The organism is Flavobacterium xylosi (assembly GCF_042787345.1).
In the GTDB taxonomy this organism is placed as follows: domain Bacteria; phylum Bacteroidota; class Bacteroidia; order Flavobacteriales; family Flavobacteriaceae; genus Flavobacterium; species Flavobacterium xylosi.
Genome location: NZ_JBHZPZ010000006.1, coordinates 85,737 through 104,907, shown reverse-complemented (window position 1 = coordinate 104,907; position 19,171 = coordinate 85,737). Strand labels below are relative to the sequence as shown.

At 33.0% G+C, this 19,171-nt stretch carries 18 protein-coding genes; 10 read left to right on the top strand and 8 right to left on the bottom strand.

What is annotated here, in order from left to right:
• Positions 1 to 116: 116 nt before the first annotated feature.
• From ACFX5E_RS06825 to ACFX5E_RS06810, 4 genes are all read left to right on the top strand, one after another.
• Positions 117 to 1,262 (top strand): alpha/beta hydrolase, encoded by a 1,146-nt coding sequence (locus ACFX5E_RS06825; RefSeq protein ID WP_379854443.1) that lies wholly within the window; start codon positions 117 to 119, stop codon positions 1,260 to 1,262.
• Between the two features lie 89 nt (positions 1,263 to 1,351).
• Positions 1,352 to 2,785 (top strand): leucyl aminopeptidase family protein, encoded by a 1,434-nt coding sequence (locus ACFX5E_RS06820; protein ID WP_379854442.1) that lies wholly within the window; start codon positions 1,352 to 1,354, stop codon positions 2,783 to 2,785.
• Positions 2,786 to 2,789: 4 nt separating this feature from the next.
• A complete protein-coding gene (locus ACFX5E_RS06815) occupies positions 2,790 to 4,004 on the top strand; it encodes an ATP-grasp domain-containing protein (protein ID WP_379854441.1) in 1,215 nt (404 codons plus the stop codon).
• Between the two features lie 36 nt (positions 4,005 to 4,040).
• Positions 4,041 to 5,696, top strand: coding sequence for a M1 family metallopeptidase (locus ACFX5E_RS06810; RefSeq protein WP_379854440.1), 1,656 nt, complete (start codon positions 4,041 to 4,043; stop codon positions 5,694 to 5,696).
• A gap of 64 nt (positions 5,697 to 5,760) precedes the next feature.
• Here the strand turns inward: ACFX5E_RS06810 and ACFX5E_RS06805 are convergent, their stop codons facing one another.
• From ACFX5E_RS06805 to ACFX5E_RS06780, 6 genes are all read right to left on the bottom strand, one after another.
• The gene (locus ACFX5E_RS06805; RefSeq protein ID WP_379854439.1) at positions 5,761 to 6,951 is read right to left on the bottom strand and encodes an ATP-grasp domain-containing protein; all 1,191 of its coding nucleotides are present in this window, start codon (positions 6,949 to 6,951) and stop codon (positions 5,761 to 5,763) included.
• Positions 6,952 to 6,966: 15 nt separating this feature from the next.
• A complete protein-coding gene (locus tag ACFX5E_RS06800; RefSeq protein WP_379854438.1) occupies positions 6,967 to 7,797 on the bottom strand; it encodes a type 1 glutamine amidotransferase in 831 nt (276 codons plus the stop codon).
• A gap of 42 nt (positions 7,798 to 7,839) precedes the next feature.
• The gene (locus ACFX5E_RS06795) at positions 7,840 to 8,955 is read right to left on the bottom strand and encodes a carboxylate-amine ligase (protein ID WP_379854437.1); all 1,116 of its coding nucleotides are present in this window, start codon (positions 8,953 to 8,955) and stop codon (positions 7,840 to 7,842) included.
• A 62-nt stretch (positions 8,956 to 9,017) separates the two neighbouring features.
• The gene (locus ACFX5E_RS06790) at positions 9,018 to 9,959 is read right to left on the bottom strand and encodes an ATP-grasp domain-containing protein (RefSeq protein WP_379854436.1); all 942 of its coding nucleotides are present in this window, start codon (positions 9,957 to 9,959) and stop codon (positions 9,018 to 9,020) included.
• Positions 9,960 to 10,008: 49 nt separating this feature from the next.
• On the bottom strand, positions 10,009 to 10,722 hold the full coding sequence (locus tag ACFX5E_RS06785; RefSeq protein ID WP_379854435.1) for an esterase family protein: 714 nt from the start codon (positions 10,720 to 10,722) through the stop codon (positions 10,009 to 10,011).
• A 300-nt stretch (positions 10,723 to 11,022) separates the two neighbouring features.
• Entirely contained in the window at positions 11,023 to 11,427 is a 405-nt protein-coding gene (locus ACFX5E_RS06780; RefSeq protein WP_379854433.1) for a glyoxalase, read from the bottom strand.
• 70 nt (positions 11,428 to 11,497) lie between these two features.
• On the opposite strand from ACFX5E_RS06780, the gene ACFX5E_RS06775 reads away from it, so the two are divergent.
• Positions 11,498 to 11,881, top strand: coding sequence for an acyl-CoA thioesterase (locus tag ACFX5E_RS06775; RefSeq protein ID WP_379854432.1), 384 nt, complete (start codon positions 11,498 to 11,500; stop codon positions 11,879 to 11,881).
• Between the two features lie 41 nt (positions 11,882 to 11,922).
• Here the strand turns inward: ACFX5E_RS06775 and ACFX5E_RS06770 are convergent, their stop codons facing one another.
• On the bottom strand, positions 11,923 to 13,179 hold the full coding sequence (locus ACFX5E_RS06770; protein WP_379854431.1) for a mechanosensitive ion channel family protein: 1,257 nt from the start codon (positions 13,177 to 13,179) through the stop codon (positions 11,923 to 11,925).
• On the bottom strand, positions 13,172 to 13,456 hold the full coding sequence (locus ACFX5E_RS06765) for a DUF3817 domain-containing protein (RefSeq protein WP_379854430.1): 285 nt from the start codon (positions 13,454 to 13,456) through the stop codon (positions 13,172 to 13,174). The genes ACFX5E_RS06770 and ACFX5E_RS06765 overlap by 8 nt, the downstream gene beginning before the upstream one ends.
• 103 nt (positions 13,457 to 13,559) lie before the next feature.
• Between ACFX5E_RS06765 and ACFX5E_RS06760 the strand changes: the two genes are divergently transcribed.
• The 5 genes from ACFX5E_RS06760 (at position 13,560) to ACFX5E_RS06740 (ending at position 19,146) form a co-directional block, all read left to right on the top strand.
• Positions 13,560 to 14,099: a DUF6155 family protein gene (locus tag ACFX5E_RS06760; protein ID WP_379854429.1), complete on the top strand. Its 540-nt coding sequence runs from the start codon at positions 13,560 to 13,562 to the stop codon at positions 14,097 to 14,099.
• 94 nt (positions 14,100 to 14,193) lie between these two features.
• Positions 14,194 to 15,738, top strand: a complete 1,545-nt coding sequence (locus ACFX5E_RS06755) for a DEAD/DEAH box helicase (protein WP_103999449.1) — start codon at positions 14,194 to 14,196, stop codon at positions 15,736 to 15,738.
• A gap of 141 nt (positions 15,739 to 15,879) precedes the next feature.
• A complete protein-coding gene (locus ACFX5E_RS06750) occupies positions 15,880 to 17,217 on the top strand; it encodes a DEAD/DEAH box helicase (protein WP_379854428.1) in 1,338 nt (445 codons plus the stop codon).
• A gap of 165 nt (positions 17,218 to 17,382) precedes the next feature.
• Entirely contained in the window at positions 17,383 to 17,748 is a 366-nt protein-coding gene (locus ACFX5E_RS06745; protein WP_379854427.1) for a VOC family protein, read from the top strand.
• A 138-nt stretch (positions 17,749 to 17,886) separates the two neighbouring features.
• A complete protein-coding gene (locus ACFX5E_RS06740; protein ID WP_379854426.1) occupies positions 17,887 to 19,146 on the top strand; it encodes an NAD(P)/FAD-dependent oxidoreductase in 1,260 nt (419 codons plus the stop codon).
• The last annotated feature ends 25 nt before the right edge of the window (positions 19,147 to 19,171 follow it).

Genomic DNA, 19,171 nt, shown 5'->3' with positions numbered 1-19,171 from the left:
ATTTTTACCAATACAAACCCAATAGAAAATTCATTTGCTATTGGGTTTTCTTTTTTCTTTTATTTCAAATCGCAATCGACTATATTTACTATTTATTTTAAAATATAAGCAGAATAATGCAAGTGATGAATTCAGACAATACCACCTTTACCCAAGAATTAAATAATCCAATAATAAATACTGGTTTGTATATAATCCTTACAACCGACGAAGATGATGCTCGACCTGTTTATATTTCGGGGAATTTTAATAATTGGCGCACACAGGACAAAGAGTTTATGATGGAGAAGATTGGAAATGGTTTATATCATTATAAATTCCCACACGATTTTGATTATCCTGTTACGCTTTTGTATAAATTTACGAAAGGGGATTGGAGTGAAGTAGAAATTGACAGCCATGGAAATCGTACCGAAAACCGTTCAACAGTAGCGCATACTGGTATTCAAAAAGAACATGTTGCGAGATGGAGGAAAAACTGGTTGCCTTTTAAGCAGTCTTTTTTGCCACAAGTTCAGTTGATTTCGGATGAATTTATAATTCCGCAACTCAATAAAACGAGAAAGATTTGGGCTTTGTTGCCTCATGATTATGACAATTCAAGTGAAAGCTATCCAGTTATGTATTTGCAGGATGCCCAAAATTTATTCAATGAATCAGCCGAATTTGGAAATTGGGAAATTGATAAAAAACTGGCAGTTATGTCAGAATATAAAATTGGAAAAATTATCATTATTGCAATTGAACACGCCGAAGAAGACCGTATAAAGGAATACAATGTTGGAAAAACAGTTTTAGGAAAAGGACAAGGCAAAAAATACATCCGTTTTGTAACTGATACACTAAAACCTCACGTTGACAGCAATTTTCGAACTAAAAAAGAACGGGAATTTACTGGAATAGGTGGGAGCTCGATGGGTGGATTAGTCAGTATTTTTAGTGGATTGCGAAACCCGGAAGTCTATGGTAAATTAATGATTTTTTCACCTTCACTTTGGGTCGTTCCAGAACTAAAAATCAATTCTAAAAAAGCAAATGCGGCCGACACTAAAATATATTTATATGCTGGTGGAGATGAAAGTGCGACAATGATTGAGCACGTAAAAAAGTTTCAGGAAGATTTGATATCAAGTGAATTTGTAAAAGACGAATCGAAGATCAATTTAAATATTAATAGACAAGGAAAACATAATGAAACCTATTGGAGCGATGAATTTCCCAAAGCAATAGAATGGTTGTTTTTTAATACAAAAGAGGTGTAGAGATGCGATTTATCGCGTCTAAAACAAAAAAAATAAAAGGCATTTACATTGAGTTCAATCAATAAGCGATAAAAAAATTAAAAGAACAGATGAAAACAAATACAGTAGTAAACTTAGATAATTTTTCAGGAACAATTTTAATTCCGGTTTTTGAAACGTATTCAAAAAGTATCGTTCCAATTGCATTTAATGGACTGGAAATTACTTCTAAAGTTTTTTTTGGTAAAAAAGACACACACTATTTAGCCGAAAAAAATGACAATACATATATCTTTATTGGTTTAGGAAAAACGACAGACTATAAATCAATGAAAACTATTTTTCGCCGTATTTCATCTAAAGAAAAAGACAATTTAAGTTCGAATGTAGCTTTAGTTATACCCGAACAATTTACTCAGGATCAGACTGAAGCGATGATTTCAGGTTTGCTGTTAGGAACCTATGATTTAGGCCATTTTAAAGCGGATAAAAAGATACATCCTTTTCTTGAAGAGGATTTTACATTAACTTTAGTATCTGCAAAAGATCATTTGGCTACAGCCAAAAAAGCCATAAAAATAGCCAAGGCACAATTAGCAACCTGTAGTTTGGTCGATTTACCACCCAACACAATTAATCCTAAATACTTAGCCAATTGGGCTAAAGAGACAGGAGAAAAATATGGATTTGAGGTAGAAGTTTTAGGCTACGAAGCTTCAAAAATAGCTGGATTAGGTGCGTTTTTAGCAGTAGGAAAAGGAAGTGAAAATGAACCTCAATTTATTGTCATGAATTACACTCCTGCAGCGGAGATAAAACATATAAAACACGTCGGATTGGTGGGAAAAGGGATAACCTTTGATACTGGTGGAGTAAATATAAAAACGGCAGGAATGGTTCACATGAAATGTGATATGGCTGGCGGTGGCGCAGTATTAGGAGCGATGCAACTTATAGCCGATTTGCAATTGCCTGTAAAAGTTACCGCTATTGTTCCTTGCGCGGAAAATTCTGTGGATGCTAAATCATTTTTACCAAGTGATGTGATTCATAGTTACAGCGGACATTCGATAGAAATCATAGATACGGATGCTGAAGGCCGTCTGGTTTTGGCAGATGGATTATCGTATTTGATCAAAAATTTCAAACCAGAATATATTGTGGATATCGCCACACTTACCGGAAGCAGCGTTGGTACTTTTGGTTATGAATGTGGTGCTTTGTTTACCAATAATGCAGAAATGGCTAAAAAACTACAAGAAAATGGTGATGCAATTGGAGAGCGTTTGTGGCCTTTACCACTTTGGGATGTTTATAAATCAGATATTGAAAGTGATATTGCAGATGTAAAAAACTATAGCGGAAAGCCAGTTGCCGGTGCAATAAGTGCCGCTAAATTTTTAGAATATTTTACTCAAGAACACAAAGCTTGGGCACATCTTGATGTTGCAGGTGTAACATTTAATGATGATGAATTTGCTAAAAGCAAACACGCAACCGCTTATGGAGTTCATTTATTAACTAAATTCATTGAAAATTTATAACGTTATGGAAAACTCTAAAACCTTCATTTGTATTTCTAATTATTTCAAGGGTTCCGATTTTTTAATTAATTTAAAAAAATCAGGGAACAAAGTCTATTTGGTAACTAGCAAAAAATTAAGAAAAAGTCCTTGGCCTCACGAATATATAGATGAAATATTTTATATGGAAGGACAAGATATTGACTGGAATTTAGAGCATTTGTTATTAGGTGTGGGTAATTTGATGAAGTCTACAAAAATTGATGCTATTGTCGCTTTGGATGATTATGATGTCGAAAAAGCAACTTATCTCAGAGAAAATCTACGAATTGATGGAATGGGACAAACCACAGGACGTTATTTTAGAGATAAACTTGCGATGCGAATGAGAGCGAAGAGCTGCGGTATTCCTATTCCGGCATTTTGTTCCTTATTTAATGATCATGACATTAATACTATCGCAGATACTATTCCTGCTCCATGGGTTTTGAAACCGCGTTCTGAAGCTTCAGCAACAGGAATTATAAAAGTATTTGACAAAGAGAGTTTATGGATCCATATTAATGAAATGGGCAATAATAGATTCAAATATTTATTGGAACAATTTAAACCTGGCGATGTGTATCATTGTGATAGTTTGATTTTAGACAGTAAGGTAATTTTCAGTTTAACTTCCAAATATTTGGCTACTCCAATGGAAATTTCCCAAAGTGGAGGCGTTTTTCGTTCTGCCAACATTCCTTATGATTCGGAAGATGATAAAGCTATAAAAAGATTAAATGAACAGGTAATGAAAGGCTTTGGGTTGAAACATGGAGCGGCTCATACTGAATTTATAAAATCTAAAGAAAATGGAAAAATCTATTTTCTGGAAACATCCTCTCGTGTTGGTGGTGCTCATCTTGCAGAAATGGTTGCTGAAGCTTCCAATGTTAATTTATGGAAGGAGTGGGCAGCAATTGAAGATGCCTTGGTAAAAGAAACCAAATATACTTTACCAAAAGTAAAAAAAGGTTATGCAGGAATTGTATTAACCTTGTCTAAGTTTCAACATCCTAATTTATCTTCGTTTTCAGATACTGAAGTTTGTTTTAAAGTTCCGTTAGATTATCATGCTGGACTAATTGTAAAATCAGATAAACAAGAAAGAGTTTTAGAGTTATTAGAGGATTATGGTAATCGTTTAGCAGCGGATTTTACAGCGGTAGTTGAACAAAACAAAGTGTCCAATTTACATTAAGAAGTTAATTCTTAAGTAAACTAAATTTCTAAATTCATGAAACAATATTTTCGTATTATTTTTATCGTCCTTTTTATCACTAACGGTTTAATTGCACAAGATCTTGTTGGAAAATCAGAACAAGTTTTTACCAGACAAGATACTTTACGTGGTAGCATCACTAAAGAAAGAGCATGGTGGGATGTTAAATTCTATCATCTTGACATTAAAGTAAACCCTTTGGATAAAACTATTACAGGCTCTAATACAATACGATATCAAGTAGTAAAGGAATACAACCGTATGCAAATTGATTTGCAAAATCCTATGGAAATCTATAAGGTTATTCAAGACGGAAAAGAACTAAAATATAAAAGGGAAGGGAATGCTTTTTTTATTGAATTGGTTGCTCCACAAAAAATGGGTTCAATAAAAGAGCTAATTGTATTTTACGGAGGCATACCTAAAGCAGCTGTTAATCCACCTTGGGACGGAGGAATCACTTGGAAAAAAGACAGCAATGGAAATCATTTTATTGCTTCTTCCTGTCAAGGATTGGGCGCCAGTGTTTGGTGGCCGAACAAAGACCATATGTATGATGAAGTAGAAAGTATGGTAATCAGTGTAAATGTTCCTAAAGGTTTAATGGATGTATCCAATGGTCGTTTGCAAAGTGTAACTGAGTTGAAAGACGGTACCAAAACCTACAATTGGACTGTATCAAATCCTATCAATAATTACGGTGTGAATATAAACATTGGGGATTACGTTTCATTTTCGGAGAAATACAAAGGGGAAAAAGGTAATTTAGATTGTAATTATTATGTTTTGAGAGACAATCTGGAGAAAGCAAAAAAACAATTTCAAGATGCTCCACGTATGTTAAAAGCTTTCGAACATTGGTTTGGGCCTTATCCTTTTTATGAAGACAGTTACAAATTAGTTGAAGCGCCTTATTTAGGGATGGAGCATCAAAGTAGTGTAACCTACGGCAATGGCTTTAAAAACGGATATTTAGGAAGAGATTTGAGCGGAACGGGCTGGGGTTTAAAATTTGATTTTATCATTATTCACGAATCTGGGCATGAGTGGTTCGCCAATAATATCACCTATAAAGATATTGCTGATATGTGGATTCATGAGAGTTTTACCAATTATTCTGAAAGCCTCTTTGTAGAATATTACTATGGAAAAGATGCAGGATTTGAATATGTTAGAGGGACAAGAAAAGGAATAAACAATGACAAACCAATTATAGGGAATTACGGTGTAAACAACGAAGGTTCTGGTGATATGTATCCAAAAGGAGGGAATATGTTGCATACTTTGCGCCAAATTGTAAATGATGATGAGAAATGGAGAACCATTTTAAGAGGATTGAACAGTACTTTTTATCACCAAACGGTTACAACAAAACAAATTGAAGATTATTTGACTAAAACTACAGCAATTGAATTGAATCCATTTTTCAATCAATACTTGAGAGATATAAGAATTCCTACCTTGGAATATTTTTTCAAAGATAATAAACTTGGTTACCGCTGGACAAACTGTGTTCAAGGTTTCAATATGCCTTTAAAAGTAACTGTAAACGGAACCGAAAAATGGTTGAAGCCTGAAACAAAATGGGATACAATTTCTACTAAAACTGAAAATGCCAAATTGGAAATTGATACAAATTTTTATGTAGCGGAATTTAATATCTCGGAGTAATATTTCTTAATTGACTGAAAGCTAAAAAAAAGACCATTGTAAAGATGGTTTTTTTTATGCTTTTTTATCGTTCAAATAAACCCAATGTTCCGCCAACCCAATCTTTATCTCTATTGAATTTAACACCTATCATTTCGCCACGACTCAATCGGACTAAATTGCAAAGCAGAGTAGGAGTACTATCTTCTTTTTTCCAAACACAAAGTACACGAACTTCGGCTTTTACTTTTCCATCAGGAGATTGAACAATCGGAATGTAGTTTACTTTTTTCTGAAGAATATAAAGCTCTTTATCAACAACCGCTTCGATATCTTCTTTCTTGACATGAAAAATGACACCTGTTCCTGAGAATGAGAATAAAGGTTTCAAAACGTAGTTTTCTAAATCTTCAGGAATTTCTTTCAAATCACTTAATAAAGTAGTTTCTATGAAATATTTCCCTTTTAAGAAAGGCAAAATGAACTTACTGATTCTGAAAAACCAGTTAGGATGTCCTGCCCATTCTACATCTAAATCATCTGAAAAATGGAAATTTAGCTTCAAATCAGTTCTCAAATCCAATTCATCAAAAATAACTCGATTGTAAATTCGCTTCACGAGAATTTCATCGCCATTTTCATTTTTATAGAACAGTTGTCTTCCTTTTTTGATTAGTTCAGTCACACAAATTATTGGAATACCAATATCTCTTCGGCAATAATAAAAATCAATTTTTGTGTTTTGCTTTTCAGGTTCAATTTCAAGCAGAATAACATTTTCTTTAGGATGCTTGTTACAAATTACATCTTCCAGAATATCGATATATTCCTGTGGTACAATCTCGTTGATGAAAGGTGTTAATTCGTTAAGGAAAGGATAATGATTTTTGAATTTTTCATATAAATTAAATTGGTAATTATACAAAGAAGGAAAGCCTTGTACTTCAATTAATTTAGGAATGACAATCCCGTCTTCTTCACAAATTCCAAAATCAATAGCTAAAAAAGAAGTGTGTTCGTCTTCATTTGGAACTTTATGATTTAATTCTAATGCTTTATTAGTAAGATCCTTAAAGTTGCCTTGTTTAATTAAAGCTATAACTTCATTACATCCTTCAATCAATTGTTCTTTTAATTCATTTGAAATAAAAAAAGGCGTTTCCGCTACTCTAAAAGTTGGCAGGTAATCAAAATCGGAAGCAATATCATCTTTAAATTCTTGATATTTTTTGTCTGTAAATTGAGTATTAAATAACTCCCGATATTTTGAAATCATACACTATAAAATTTACTAATTAGACAACATTTTCTTCGTTTTCATCAAGTCATTTATGGCAATTCTAAGAAAGTTAGGAATTAAAGTTTCGTTGGTCCTGTAAATCTTATCATCATCCATTAAATCTTCCAGCATGCTTCTAAACTTCTTTTTGCCTTTCACATTTTTGATCTTTTCTTTCGCTTCTTTATTTCTCAAATGGGAAACAAAGCTTATTGGATCAGCTTCTGGGTGAAATTGCGTACCTACAAAATTGTCCGTAAAACGAACTGCCATGATAGCACGTTCGTATTGTACATTGTCTCTTATTTTTTCTAAAGAAATAATTTTGGCTCCTTTTTTGGCAAAAACACTCAATTTAGGTTGTACTACTTGATAATCTCGAGAATCGATAGCGTAAAAAGGATCCGCTAATCCTTCGAATAATGGATCAGTAAGCCCTTCTTTGGTTTTATGAATAGTCATTACACCAAAAGATGTATCGTTCCGCTTAGTTACCGTGGCTAAACCAAAATGTAGACAAGCCATTTGAAAAGAATGGCAAATAAACAATACATGTTTTTTTATATTATTTTCATTATTCCATTTAGTCAAAGAGTCAATAAATTCATAATATTTTTTATCCCACTGCCCATCACCTAACAATGGGTTTCCTGGCCCTCCTGTTGAAATATAAATATCAAACTTGTTAATTTCGGGTAATTCACATTTTAAGCGCACATCAAAAATTTCGAAACTCACAACGGGACTAAACCGGTTAATGACATCAATTATACAACGCATTCCCTGATTTGGCATACCATTGTACATATCTAATAAGGCAATTTTTATAATTCTAGTGGGCATAGGTTTACTTTAAAAAATCAATCGGCAAAGTTAATTTTTAATTTACAATCCTTTTGTAAATTCACCAGTAATAAAATCAACCACTCTGGAAAGATTACCCGTTTCTTCAAAAACAGCCAACTGTTTGTCCGCTCCAGTTCCGTTTTTCAAAATCTCATGAACATAATTGATATCATCTCGACTTCCCAATTCATCTACTACATCATCAATGAAATCAAGGAGTTCTAGAATAAGTATCTTCGTTTCCACCTCTTTTTGCAAACCAAAATCAATCATATTATTATCAATTCCGTAACGAGCGGCACGAAATTTATTTTCTTTTATCAGGGCTAGCCTATAAATATTAAAACTAGTATTATTCATATTAAGTTTATAGAGCTTAGCTACAATTGCTTGAATAATAGCCACAATACAAATGGTTTCGTCCACTGTTAAGCACATATCGCAAATCCTAAATTCAATCGTATTGTAAAACGGATGCAAGCGCAAATCCCACCAAATCTTTTTTGGATTGTCTATACAATTGGTTTTAACTAAGGTGTCTAAATAATTTTGGTATGCGGCAACCGAATCAAAATATTCCGGTAATCCGGTTCTTGGAAACTTATCAAAAACTTTGGTTCTAAATGATTTATAACCCGTTTTTCGTCCTTCCCAAAAAGGAGAATTCGTAGAAAGCGCAAAAATATGAGGCAAAAAATAAGTCGCCTGATTCATCAATTGCAATCCAATTTCGCGGTTTTCAATACCCACATGACAATGCATTCCAAAAATTAAATTGGATCGCGCTGCATCTTGCAATTCATTCACAATATCATGATATCTGGGATCATCGGTAATGGGCTGATCCTGCCATTTAGAAAACGGATGCGTTCCGGCACCACCCACAATTAAATCCTGCTTATCGGCTAATTCAACGATTTTAGAGCGCAAAAATTTAATTTCACATTTAGCTTCAGCAACACTTTTACAAATATTAGTCCCAACTTCTACAACAGATTGATGCATTTCCGCCTTCACCTGTTCGTTTAATATTATTTTGGCACCATCAACAATTTTAGATAAATGCGAACGCAAATCTCTTGTCTCAGGATCAATGATTTGATATTCTTCTTCAACACCTAATGTAAATACGGGTAGTTTGTTTAACATAATCATTTTTTTAGTGTTCAGTCGCAGTCGCAGTTTTCAGTGTGTTTACGGAAAACTGTGACCGAAAACTATTTTGCTGCATCTTTTATAAAAGTTCCCCAAGTGAGATTAATTTTACCCGGTTTTTGTTTTTTTGCGGCAGCGATAGCCATTTTTGCAGCTTCTTCAACTACCCATTCAAAGTTTTCGGCACCTACGGAAGTCAATTCAGCATCAGGAGCGGGATTTCCAAAATCTATTGCATAGGGAATTCCGTCTCGTACCGCAAATTCAACCGTATTAAAATCATATCCTAATCCTTTACAAAGTCGCAAAGTATAGTCTTTTATAGTTGCTAATAATTTTTTATCTGTTGGAGGTCCATCGATTACATAGCGCAAATGATGCGGATTTCTTGGTTCATATTGCATTATTCGCACGGCTTTACAACCCAAACAGTACACTCTGAAATATTCTGTAAAAACAATTTCTTCTTGTAACATCATCACAAGTTGTCCGGTTTCCTGATGTTTTTTCCAAAATTCTTCAACATTTTCCAATCGGTAAACGTTTTTCCAGCCTCCGCCAGCATACGGTTTCATATAAGCCGGAAAGCCTATATAGTCGAAAATCCCTTGCCAATCCATCGGATATTTTAAGTTTCTAAATGATTTCCCAGTCGTATCCGTAGGATGCTCCGCTGACGGAAGAATCACCGTATTTGGTAATGGAACTCCAAGCGTATCAGCTAATGCATTATTGAAAAATTTATCATCAGCACTCCACCAAAAAGGATTGTTAATCACATTTGTTCCTGTCAAAGCGGCATTTTTTAAATAGGCGCGATAAAAAGGAACATCTTGTGAAATTCTATCAATAATCACAGCATATTCACCGTCTTTATTTTGAACTACTTTATCAATGGCAACTGCTTCGGCAATAATTCCTTTTTCATTTTTCGAGTTTACTCTGTCAATAAATGCTTGTGGGAAGGTATCTTCCATTCCAAATAAAATTCCAATTTTTTTCATCCCTTAATTTTTTAATTACATAATACTTGATGCACGCAACTTTATAATTTTAAAAAAATTTGATTCTTGATAAATAATGAGGAAACATCTCTTTCCAGATTGGCCAATCATGATTTTTATCATGACGAATATCCAGCCAGTGATGGATATTTCTTTCACTTAAAATCTTGCTTAATTTTAGATTCGCATCAAAACAAATATCCCAGTTAGAAGTTCCTAAAACAATATCCATATTCCATAATTCCGGATCATTTAAGCCATATAAATAATCCTCCGGACTGTTGTAAAACACAGCATCATTATGAAAACCATCCATAAAATTCTTAATATTAAAAGCACCGCTCATAGAAAATAGGTGACTTACATATCCCGGATGACGAAAAGCAAAATTAGCGGCATGGTATCCGCCAAAACTGCAACCTGCCATAGCCACTTTTCCTGAAGTTGTGTTGTTTTTTATTTTTTCAACAATTTCATGACAAATCATTTTGTCATATTTAACATGATTTTCTATGCGATGTACAGGATGGATTTTTTTATTGTAAAAACTGTCTTTATCAACACTATCGGGACAAAATATTTGGAGTAAACCTTTCTTAATGAACCATTTTGCAGAGTCTATCAATCCCATATCCTTATTTTCATGAAAACTCCCCATTGAAGATGGAAATAGAATTATAGGATATCCAGCATGTCCAAAAACCAGCATTTCAATATCTCTAGTTAGATGCGGGGAATACCATTTGAAATATTCTTCCTTCATAATTTTAATTTTAACAATTATAATAAAAAAAACCGAGTAAAAATCACAAAAAATTAAGCTTAACTTATAATTATTCGATAAAGCAAAGAATATTATTAAATGGTAATGAAATTGTGATTTATATATAAACTAGGACTCCTTTTTTAAACTATACATAAAAAAACAAGAGGTTTCTTATACACTACATTTTTGAATTCAATGATGAAAGTGTTTAAAAAAACTAGAATTTAGGTGCAAATCTGATCTTCTATTAAAAAAATAGCAGAATAAAGCTTTTGAACAGTAATTCGAATTACAGAATTAGGAATTGACATTTGCTTCAAATAATTGTACTTGACTTTTTAATCTTTCGATAAGCATACTCATCATTCTTTTGTTGATACTGGAAGAATTTTTTATATACTCTGAATACTCATCGATGGTGAATAATCCTATTATCATTCCCTTTAAAGCATTTCTAAACTTGACGTCTTTTTGGATTGCATTTTCTATAACTGATAACTTTTTTTCAAGGGTGAAGCTATAAAAATCTGCTTTATTTTTTAAGACATAATTGATAAAAGAAGCAATAAACAAATCGTTTTGCAACTTTAAAACAGGTCTAAGCACTTCATTTTGAAATGATTCTTCGGTAGAAGACTGATTTGTCACGGAGCCTATTGTTTGTCCTCTAAATTCTTTTAAAAAAGTATCGCGTTCGTTCATGGTATTTTTCTTTAAAAATAAAGAAAATAGCCGTAAGAAAAGTTTATTTTTGCAGATATAAAGAAAAATTATGCGATTTCACACTAGAAAATGGGTAAAACCAGAAGATCTAAACCCTAACGGAACTTTATTTGGAGGTAAATTATTAGCTTGGATTGATGAAGAATTGGCTTTATACACCATTATTCAATTAGAAAATACTCGAATTGTTACCAAGCACATGTCGGAAATCAACTTTCGAAGCTCAGCAAAACAGGGTGATATTATAGAAATAGGTATTGATGTTGTAAAATTTGGAAATACTTCGCTAATACTAAAATGTGAGGCCAGAAACATGATGACGCGCGAAACAATTATCACTATTGATAACACGACAATGGTAAATTTGGATACTGATGGAAAACCAAAAGCTCATGGCAAAAAAACGATAGAATTTATTAAAGATCGTATGTAGTTTTCCCTAGATTGTAAGGAAACCCAAACAAAAAGCGGCTCTTAAACTTTAAAATCATTTTCGGAGACCGTTTCAAAAATTTCCAAATCAAAATAACCTACTGAGGCAATAATATGGTCGAATATATCCGACATGATGTACTCATAATTCTCAAATCGTTTGTCATGTGAAAATGCATAAACTTCAAGCGGAACTCCGTGAGAAGTAGATTGCAATTGACGACAAAGCATCAGCATATCTCTATTTAAACCGGGATAATTGAATAGATATTCTGTAATATATTTTCGAAATAAGCCTAAATTGGTCAAATTTCGTCCGTTAATAGCAATTGATTTATCTATTTTATTGTTAGAATTATATTTGTCTATTTCTAATTTTCGGGTGTCAATATAATCCGATATAAGATGAATTTTCTTCAAGTCATTTAATTCTGCTTCTTCCAAAAAACGAATACTACTCGTTTTAATAAGAATGTGCCTTTTGATACGTCTCCCATCTGAATTCAGCATTCCGCGCCAGTTTTGAAAGGAGTCAGAACTCAAACTATACGTTGGAATAGTGGTAGTTGTATTGTCAAAATTTCGAACTTTTACGGTTGCAAGATTGATTTCAATTACATCTCCGTCTGCACCAAATTTATCCATTGTAATCCAATCGCCAATGCGAACCATGTCGTTTATAGAGACTTGAACGCTGGATACAAAACCTAAAATTGTATCTCTGAAAATCAAAATTATCACCGCAGACACGGCTCCTAAAATGGTTAAAAGCTCTTTTTGGTCAATATCAAATAATTTAGAGATAATCACTGTAATTCCGACCATCCAAAGAGCAATCATAACTACCTGAATAAAGCTGTCAATGGGTTTGTCACTGTACCTGGGCTTTAGTTTTAAATAATCTCTTAAAGCATTAAAGATGGTTCGAATGATCCATAAAACCAAGATGACAATATAAATCCCCACCACTTTACCAAAAACACCTTCCCAATATTCATATCGCTCTAAAATTATTGGAACTGATTTATAAATAAACAATAACGGGATTAAATGGGCTATGTATTTTGCCGTTTTATTGGTTACTAATAAATCATCAAATTTAGTTTTGGTTTTCTGAGCTATAACCATCATGACAGTGACTAAAACGAGCCTGAATACGTAATAAATCGCGTAAGCCAAAAGGCAGAGAATGGCAATATTTAGAAGTAAACTCAGATAAGAGGCTAAATTGCTTCCTAATCCCCATTTTCTATATATTGGATATAAAAAAGTGAATAATTTCTCTATGAATTTATACATTTTTCAGGTATTTTTTATCTACATAAAAAGTGCCTAAAGGAATTAATGAGGCAATTAGAATAATGATAAAGTTTTTAAAATCCCATTTTTGAGATTTTTTCAATAAAAAAGCCAATATAATATATCCTATAAATAGTATTCCGTGACTCATTCCTATAGGATAAAGCAACGTTTTGTAAAGTGCTAAATTTGTAGGCTTGATAAAAAGCATATTCGAAAATAAAACTAGATAAGATATTCCTTCCAGAATTGCTATAACCTTGAAAATCTTGAGCATTTACTATATTTTTGATTGATAATGTACAAAAATAAGTATTATCATTGATTTTTAATCTATTGAATCCTAAAGTAATTTACTTTTGTATTCTTAAACTTTGATAATGAGCAAGCGCGATTTAAAAAAATATTTGACAGAACTCAATAAAGATCAACTCGAAGAACAAATTATAGAATTGTACGAGAAATTTAGCCCCGTTAAAGTGTATTATAATTTTGTTTTCAATCCAAAGGAACAAACCCTTTTACAGGAATGCAAACTGAAAATCTCAAATGAATATTATCCGATAAAAAAAACAGGAAGACGAAGCAAACCAAAAATGAGACGATCCGTTGCTCAAAAATACATCAAGCATTTTATTCTTTTGGGGGTAGATCCTTTTATAATTGCCGATGTAATGCTCTACAATATTGAAATTGCACAAACTTACTCCTCCGAAAATCTTATAAAGCAAGAATTATTTTTCAAAAGTATGTTCAATTCCTTTAAACAAGCTGTAATATTTTTGATTGCTAACGGAATTATAAACGATTTTAAGACAAGAATACTATCCATTCATAATCAATCCATTAAACAAAAATGGCATAATGAACCCGAGTTCAATGCGATAATAGAACGATTGGAATACTATGTTGTTGCATAATTCTATTTTATTTAATGACTCCTCTTTTTTTTTATTAAAATTGACAATAAAACTGTTTTTTAGGCGTATTTTTGCAAAAATCCAACAATAAGCAATGTCCCAAAACACTTTAGAAATCGAAATCGAAGACAAAAAAGAACTTTATGCCTACCAAAAAGGGGACATAGATGCTATCTTTGAACGTATCGACAATGGACCTCGTCAACATCATTTGTTGTACCAACTGCCCACTGGTGGAGGGAAGACAGTAGTTTTTTCTGAAATCGTACGCCGCTATTTGTCAAAACACGACAAAAAAGTAGTTGTTTTAACACACAGAATAGAGCTTTGCAAACAAACTTCAAAAATGTTGAAGGGTTTTGATGTGAAAAACAAAATCATCAACAGCAAAGTAAAAGAACTTCCGGACCAAAACGATTATTCTTGTTTTGTGGCGATGGTAGAGACTTTAAAAAACCGAATTAATGATGAAAAACTACATTTGGACAATATTGGTTTAGTAATTATTGATGAAGCGCATTACAACTCCTTCAGAAAATTATTAAGTTCTTTTAAAAATGCTTTCATATTAGGGGTTACAGCAACGCCTTTGAGTTCGAATATTAAATTGCCAATGCATGAAAGTTATGATGAATTAATTGTAGGAGATACCATTAGCTCATTGATTGATCAAGGCTTTTTGGCAAAAGCAATTACCTATAGTTATGATGTAGGATTGACCTCGTTGAAAGTAGGTATTAATGGAGATTACACCGTAAAATCATCGGATGATTTATATACGAACATGGCCATGCAGGAAAAATTATTGCATGCCTACACGGAGAAATCTTTAGGAAAGAAAACTTTAATTTTCAATAATGGTATCAATACCTCTCTGTATGTTTATGAAACTTTCAGAGAAGCAGGTTATGAAATTCGCCATCTTGACAACACCAGCAATAACGAGGAACGAAAAGATATTTTACATTGGTTTAAGAATACTCCGGACGCTATTTTAACATCCGTTGGAATTCTTACGACAGGTTTTGATGAACCTACAGTAGAAACCATTATTTTGAACCGAGCGACAAAATCTTTAACACTTTACTATCAAATGATTGGTCGCGGTTCTAGAAAACTGCCTAATAAAGATATATTTAATGTTATCGATTTAGGGAATAATGCAGCCCGATTTGGGTTGTGGAGTGAACCAGTAAACTGGCAACATATTTTTAAATCACCGGAGTTTTATCTAGAAAATTTACGTGATGATACGGAAATAGAATTGTATTTCAAATATTCAATGCCTCCGGAATTACGCGCTAAATTTAGTAAAACAGAAGTAGTAACTTTTGATGTGGATGAGGAACATAAGTTAATCATTGCATTAAATTTACGCTCAAAAGAAGTGCTGGAAAAATCATTGGAACAGCACGCTGCCATGTGTGTTGATAATTCTGAAACCTTACAAGAAGCCAAAGCATTAGGCAAAATGTTAGATGATGATATCGATTGTCGTATCAAGCGCTATTCAAAATGTTTAAGTCAGTGCAGTAAAAATTACCGTGAGTGGCTTGTTGACGATTACAAATTAAAACTAATATTGCTGACAGGGAAAAAATATCGTGAAAAAATCATGAACGAACCGGATGAAGATTAATATTTTCTTATCTAGTAGCTAATCCCACTGTACACTATATCTGTTATGGCGAACACCGCCACAACAGGATGCCGTTTCCATCGGGGCTAAAAATCACGTTTACAAAACAACTATTTTTATAAAATTATAAAATCCAAAAAAATGTCAAAACAATTCTCTGATTTAGGAATTTCTACTCCCATATTGAATGCACTGTCTGATTTGAATATTGTTGTACCAACAGAAATTCAGCAAAAAACAATTCCGTTACTATTATCAAACACAACTGATTTTGTAGGTCTTGCTAAAACTGGAACTGGAAAAACAGCGGCATTTGGATTACCATTATTGCAATTAATCGATCCTGATTCTCCTGTTATTCAAGCAGTAATTTTAGTACCGACACGAGAATTAGGACAGCAGATTTTCAGAAATTTGGAATCTTTCGCAAAATACCTGCCTGAAGTTTCTATTGCGGCAACTTGCGGCGGAATCCCAATAAAACCACAAATAGAAAGACTGCTATTGCCTACTCACATTGTAGTAGCAACTCCTGGACGTTTGATTGATTTGATTCAGCGTAAAGCGATAAACTTAAAAGAAACCAAATTCCTGGTGCTTGATGAAGCCGATGAAATGATTACCATTTTGAAAGAAGGTTTAGATGAAATAATTGCCGAATTACCTACATCTCACAAAACCTTTTTGTTTTCAGCTACTATGCCTGGAACCATTAAACAACTTATTCAAAATTACCTGAATAAAAACGTGGTACAGGTTAGCTCCAATATGGAAACGATAGGAAATCAAGGAATTGATCATGAATATATAGTAGTAAATCCTATTGAGAAACTGGATGTTTTGATGCATTTTCTAAATTCAAAAGAAGGCGAACGCGGTATTATTTTTTGTAAAACTAAAGCAGCGGTCAATAAATTAGCTAAAAATCTGGCAATCAATAGGTATTCATCTGGCGCATTGCACGGCAGTTTATCGCAAGGAATTCGTGATAGAATCATGGAGCAATTCCGTGAAGGACATATCAATATATTAGTAGCAACGGACCTTGCCGCGAGAGGAATTGACGTAAAGGAAATCTCTTATGTCGTGAATTACCATTTACCGGACGTTTATGAAACTTACGTTCACCGTAGCGGAAGAACTGCCAGAGCAGGAGCAAAGGGGCTTTCCTTGACTGTTTTACAACCAGAAGAAGAAAAAGAAATTGCCGATTTCGAAAAAGAACTGGGAATCAAATTCACCGAGTTCAAAAAACCAAGTGCGCTAAGCATCGAAGAAAACAACGCTCTATTATGGGCCAAACAAATATTCAAGACAAAACCCAACCACCAAGTAGATGCGGAATTGAAAAACAAAATAAAAACCGTTTTTCATCACTTGACAAAGGACGAATTGATCGAAAAATTATTGGCTAATTATTTGTTGCAAAACAAAAACGAACCGGCAGAGAAACCGGTGAAAAAACAAAAAATAAAATAGAATTTTTTCTGTTATATAATTGAAAAACCATTGCAATGCTTGATAAAGCGGTGCAATGGTTTTTTTTGTTTCTAATTAATTAATGATTGTGCTTTTAAATTTTTTATTTCTATTTTAGTTCCGCTGCTACATTTCTGAAAAATATAAACAAATATTACAATCATTATGATGACCAAAGCTAAATCGATTCGTGCTTTTATTGGTGCCAAAGACTTTGAAGTGTCTAGAAATTTTTATAGTGAGTTGGGTTTTGAAGAAACTATTTTGAGTCCAAATTTATCAGTATTCAAAGTGGATGGATTGGTCTTTTATTTACAAGATGCTTTTATTCAAGATTGGATAGATAACACGATGCTTTTCTTAGAAGTAGAAGATGTCAATCAATTTTGGAAAAGCCTTCTGGAACTAAATTTGACCAACAAATATAAAAAGGTAAAACTAGTTCCAATTACCGAATATGATTGGGGAAAAGAATGTTTTATACATGATCCATCTGGTATTCTATGGCATATTGGTGAATTTTATCGTTAAATAAAAGAGACGCTTCTATATAAAAAAAATAGAAAAATAATACAATCATAGTTATTTACTATTTGGAAATTTAACAGCCTCCAAATATATGAAGTATCTTTATGATATTTTTTTTACTAAAACCATAAATAACAGCTTATGAATATTGTAATCATTGGAGGCGGTTTTGCAGGAATCAATCTTGCCAAAGAACTTTTAAATCAAACAGGAATTCAGGTAACACTCGTTGACAAAAACAATTATAATTTCTTTCCGCCACTTATTTATCAAGTAGCCACCGCTTTTTTAGAGCCCTCCAGTATAAGCTATCCTTTTAGGAAATTTTTTGCCGGTAAAAAAAATCTAAAATTTCGTCTGGGAAACTTACTAAAAGTAAATCCTGCAGAAAATAAAATTATTCTGAATAATGGCGAACTAGAATACGATTACTTAGTTTTTGCCACTGGAGCTGAAACGAGTTATTTCGGAATGGAAAACGTAAAGAAAAATGCCATTCCGATGAAAACGCTCGTTGATGCCATTGAAATGCGCAATACCATATTAAAAAATTTGGAAAAAGCTACCATTTGTAAAGACATTCGTAAACGTAGAGCGCTTTTAACCATTGTTGTTGCCGGTGGTGGGCCTACAGGAGTTGAAGTTTCTGGCATGTTTGCTGAGATGAGTAAAAATATTTTATTAAAAGAATATCCGGAATTAAGTACGACCGCAAGTAATATTTATTTGATTGATGGATCAAATGCCGTACTGTCCCCGATGAGTAAAGCTTCTCAGGAAAATACATTGGAAGCGCTCACAAAATTAGGCATTATAGTAAAGTTAAACACAACTGTTGTGGATTATATCGATGACACGGTATATTTTGGAAATGGGGAAACAATTCAAACCAAAAATTTAATTTGGGCAGCAGGAGTTTCAGCAATGGTTTTCGAAGGGATTCCAGCTGAAAGTTATGGTCGCGGAAAACGAATGGCGACTGATGCATTCAATAAAGTTAATGGTACTGAAAACATCTTTGCTATAGGTGATACTTGCATCCAACTCACAGATTTAGATTTTCCTAATGGTCATCCTCAAGTAGCACAAGTTGCAATTCAACAAGGAATAAATTTGGCTAAGAATTTTAAACTAATGACAAAAAATAAGCCATTAAAACCCTTTAAATATAATGATAAAGGATCTATGGCAATTATTGGAAAAAATAAAGCGGTTGTTGATTTACCCAAACCAAAAATGCATTTCAAAGGATTTTTTGCTTGGATTATCTGGCTATTCATCCATCTTATTTCATTGATAACGTATCGCAACAGGATCAAAACATTTTTTAATTGGATGATTGCTTATTTTTCAAAAGATCAATCTTTGCGCATGATTATCCGACCTTATAAAAAAATATAAATAGAATCAAAATAAGACTAAATTA

Coding starts and splice junctions, on each gene's coding strand:
- ACFX5E_RS06825 (WP_379854443.1), top strand. CDS start 117: ATGCAAGTGATGAATTCAGACAATACCACCTTTACCCAAGAATTAAAT.
- ACFX5E_RS06820 (WP_379854442.1), top strand. CDS start 1,352: ATGAAAACAAATACAGTAGTAAACTTAGATAATTTTTCAGGAACAATT.
- ACFX5E_RS06815 (WP_379854441.1), top strand. CDS start 2,790: ATGGAAAACTCTAAAACCTTCATTTGTATTTCTAATTATTTCAAGGGT.
- ACFX5E_RS06810 (WP_379854440.1), top strand. CDS start 4,041: ATGAAACAATATTTTCGTATTATTTTTATCGTCCTTTTTATCACTAAC.
- ACFX5E_RS06805 (WP_379854439.1), bottom strand. CDS start 6,951: ATGATTTCAAAATATCGGGAGTTATTTAATACTCAATTTACAGACAAA.
- ACFX5E_RS06800 (WP_379854438.1), bottom strand. CDS start 7,797: ATGCCCACTAGAATTATAAAAATTGCCTTATTAGATATGTACAATGGT.
- ACFX5E_RS06795 (WP_379854437.1), bottom strand. CDS start 8,955: ATGATTATGTTAAACAAACTACCCGTATTTACATTAGGTGTTGAAGAA.
- ACFX5E_RS06790 (WP_379854436.1), bottom strand. CDS start 9,959: ATGAAAAAAATTGGAATTTTATTTGGAATGGAAGATACCTTCCCACAA.
- ACFX5E_RS06785 (WP_379854435.1), bottom strand. CDS start 10,722: ATGAAGGAAGAATATTTCAAATGGTATTCCCCGCATCTAACTAGAGAT.
- ACFX5E_RS06780 (WP_379854433.1), bottom strand. CDS start 11,427: ATGAACGAACGCGATACTTTTTTAAAAGAATTTAGAGGACAAACAATA.
- ACFX5E_RS06775 (WP_379854432.1), top strand. CDS start 11,498: ATGCGATTTCACACTAGAAAATGGGTAAAACCAGAAGATCTAAACCCT.
- ACFX5E_RS06770 (WP_379854431.1), bottom strand. CDS start 13,179: ATGTATAAATTCATAGAGAAATTATTCACTTTTTTATATCCAATATAT.
- ACFX5E_RS06765 (WP_379854430.1), bottom strand. CDS start 13,456: ATGCTCAAGATTTTCAAGGTTATAGCAATTCTGGAAGGAATATCTTAT.
- ACFX5E_RS06760 (WP_379854429.1), top strand. CDS start 13,560: ATGAGCAAGCGCGATTTAAAAAAATATTTGACAGAACTCAATAAAGAT.
- ACFX5E_RS06755 (WP_103999449.1), top strand. CDS start 14,194: ATGTCCCAAAACACTTTAGAAATCGAAATCGAAGACAAAAAAGAACTT.
- ACFX5E_RS06750 (WP_379854428.1), top strand. CDS start 15,880: ATGTCAAAACAATTCTCTGATTTAGGAATTTCTACTCCCATATTGAAT.
- ACFX5E_RS06745 (WP_379854427.1), top strand. CDS start 17,383: ATGATGACCAAAGCTAAATCGATTCGTGCTTTTATTGGTGCCAAAGAC.
- ACFX5E_RS06740 (WP_379854426.1), top strand. CDS start 17,887: ATGAATATTGTAATCATTGGAGGCGGTTTTGCAGGAATCAATCTTGCC.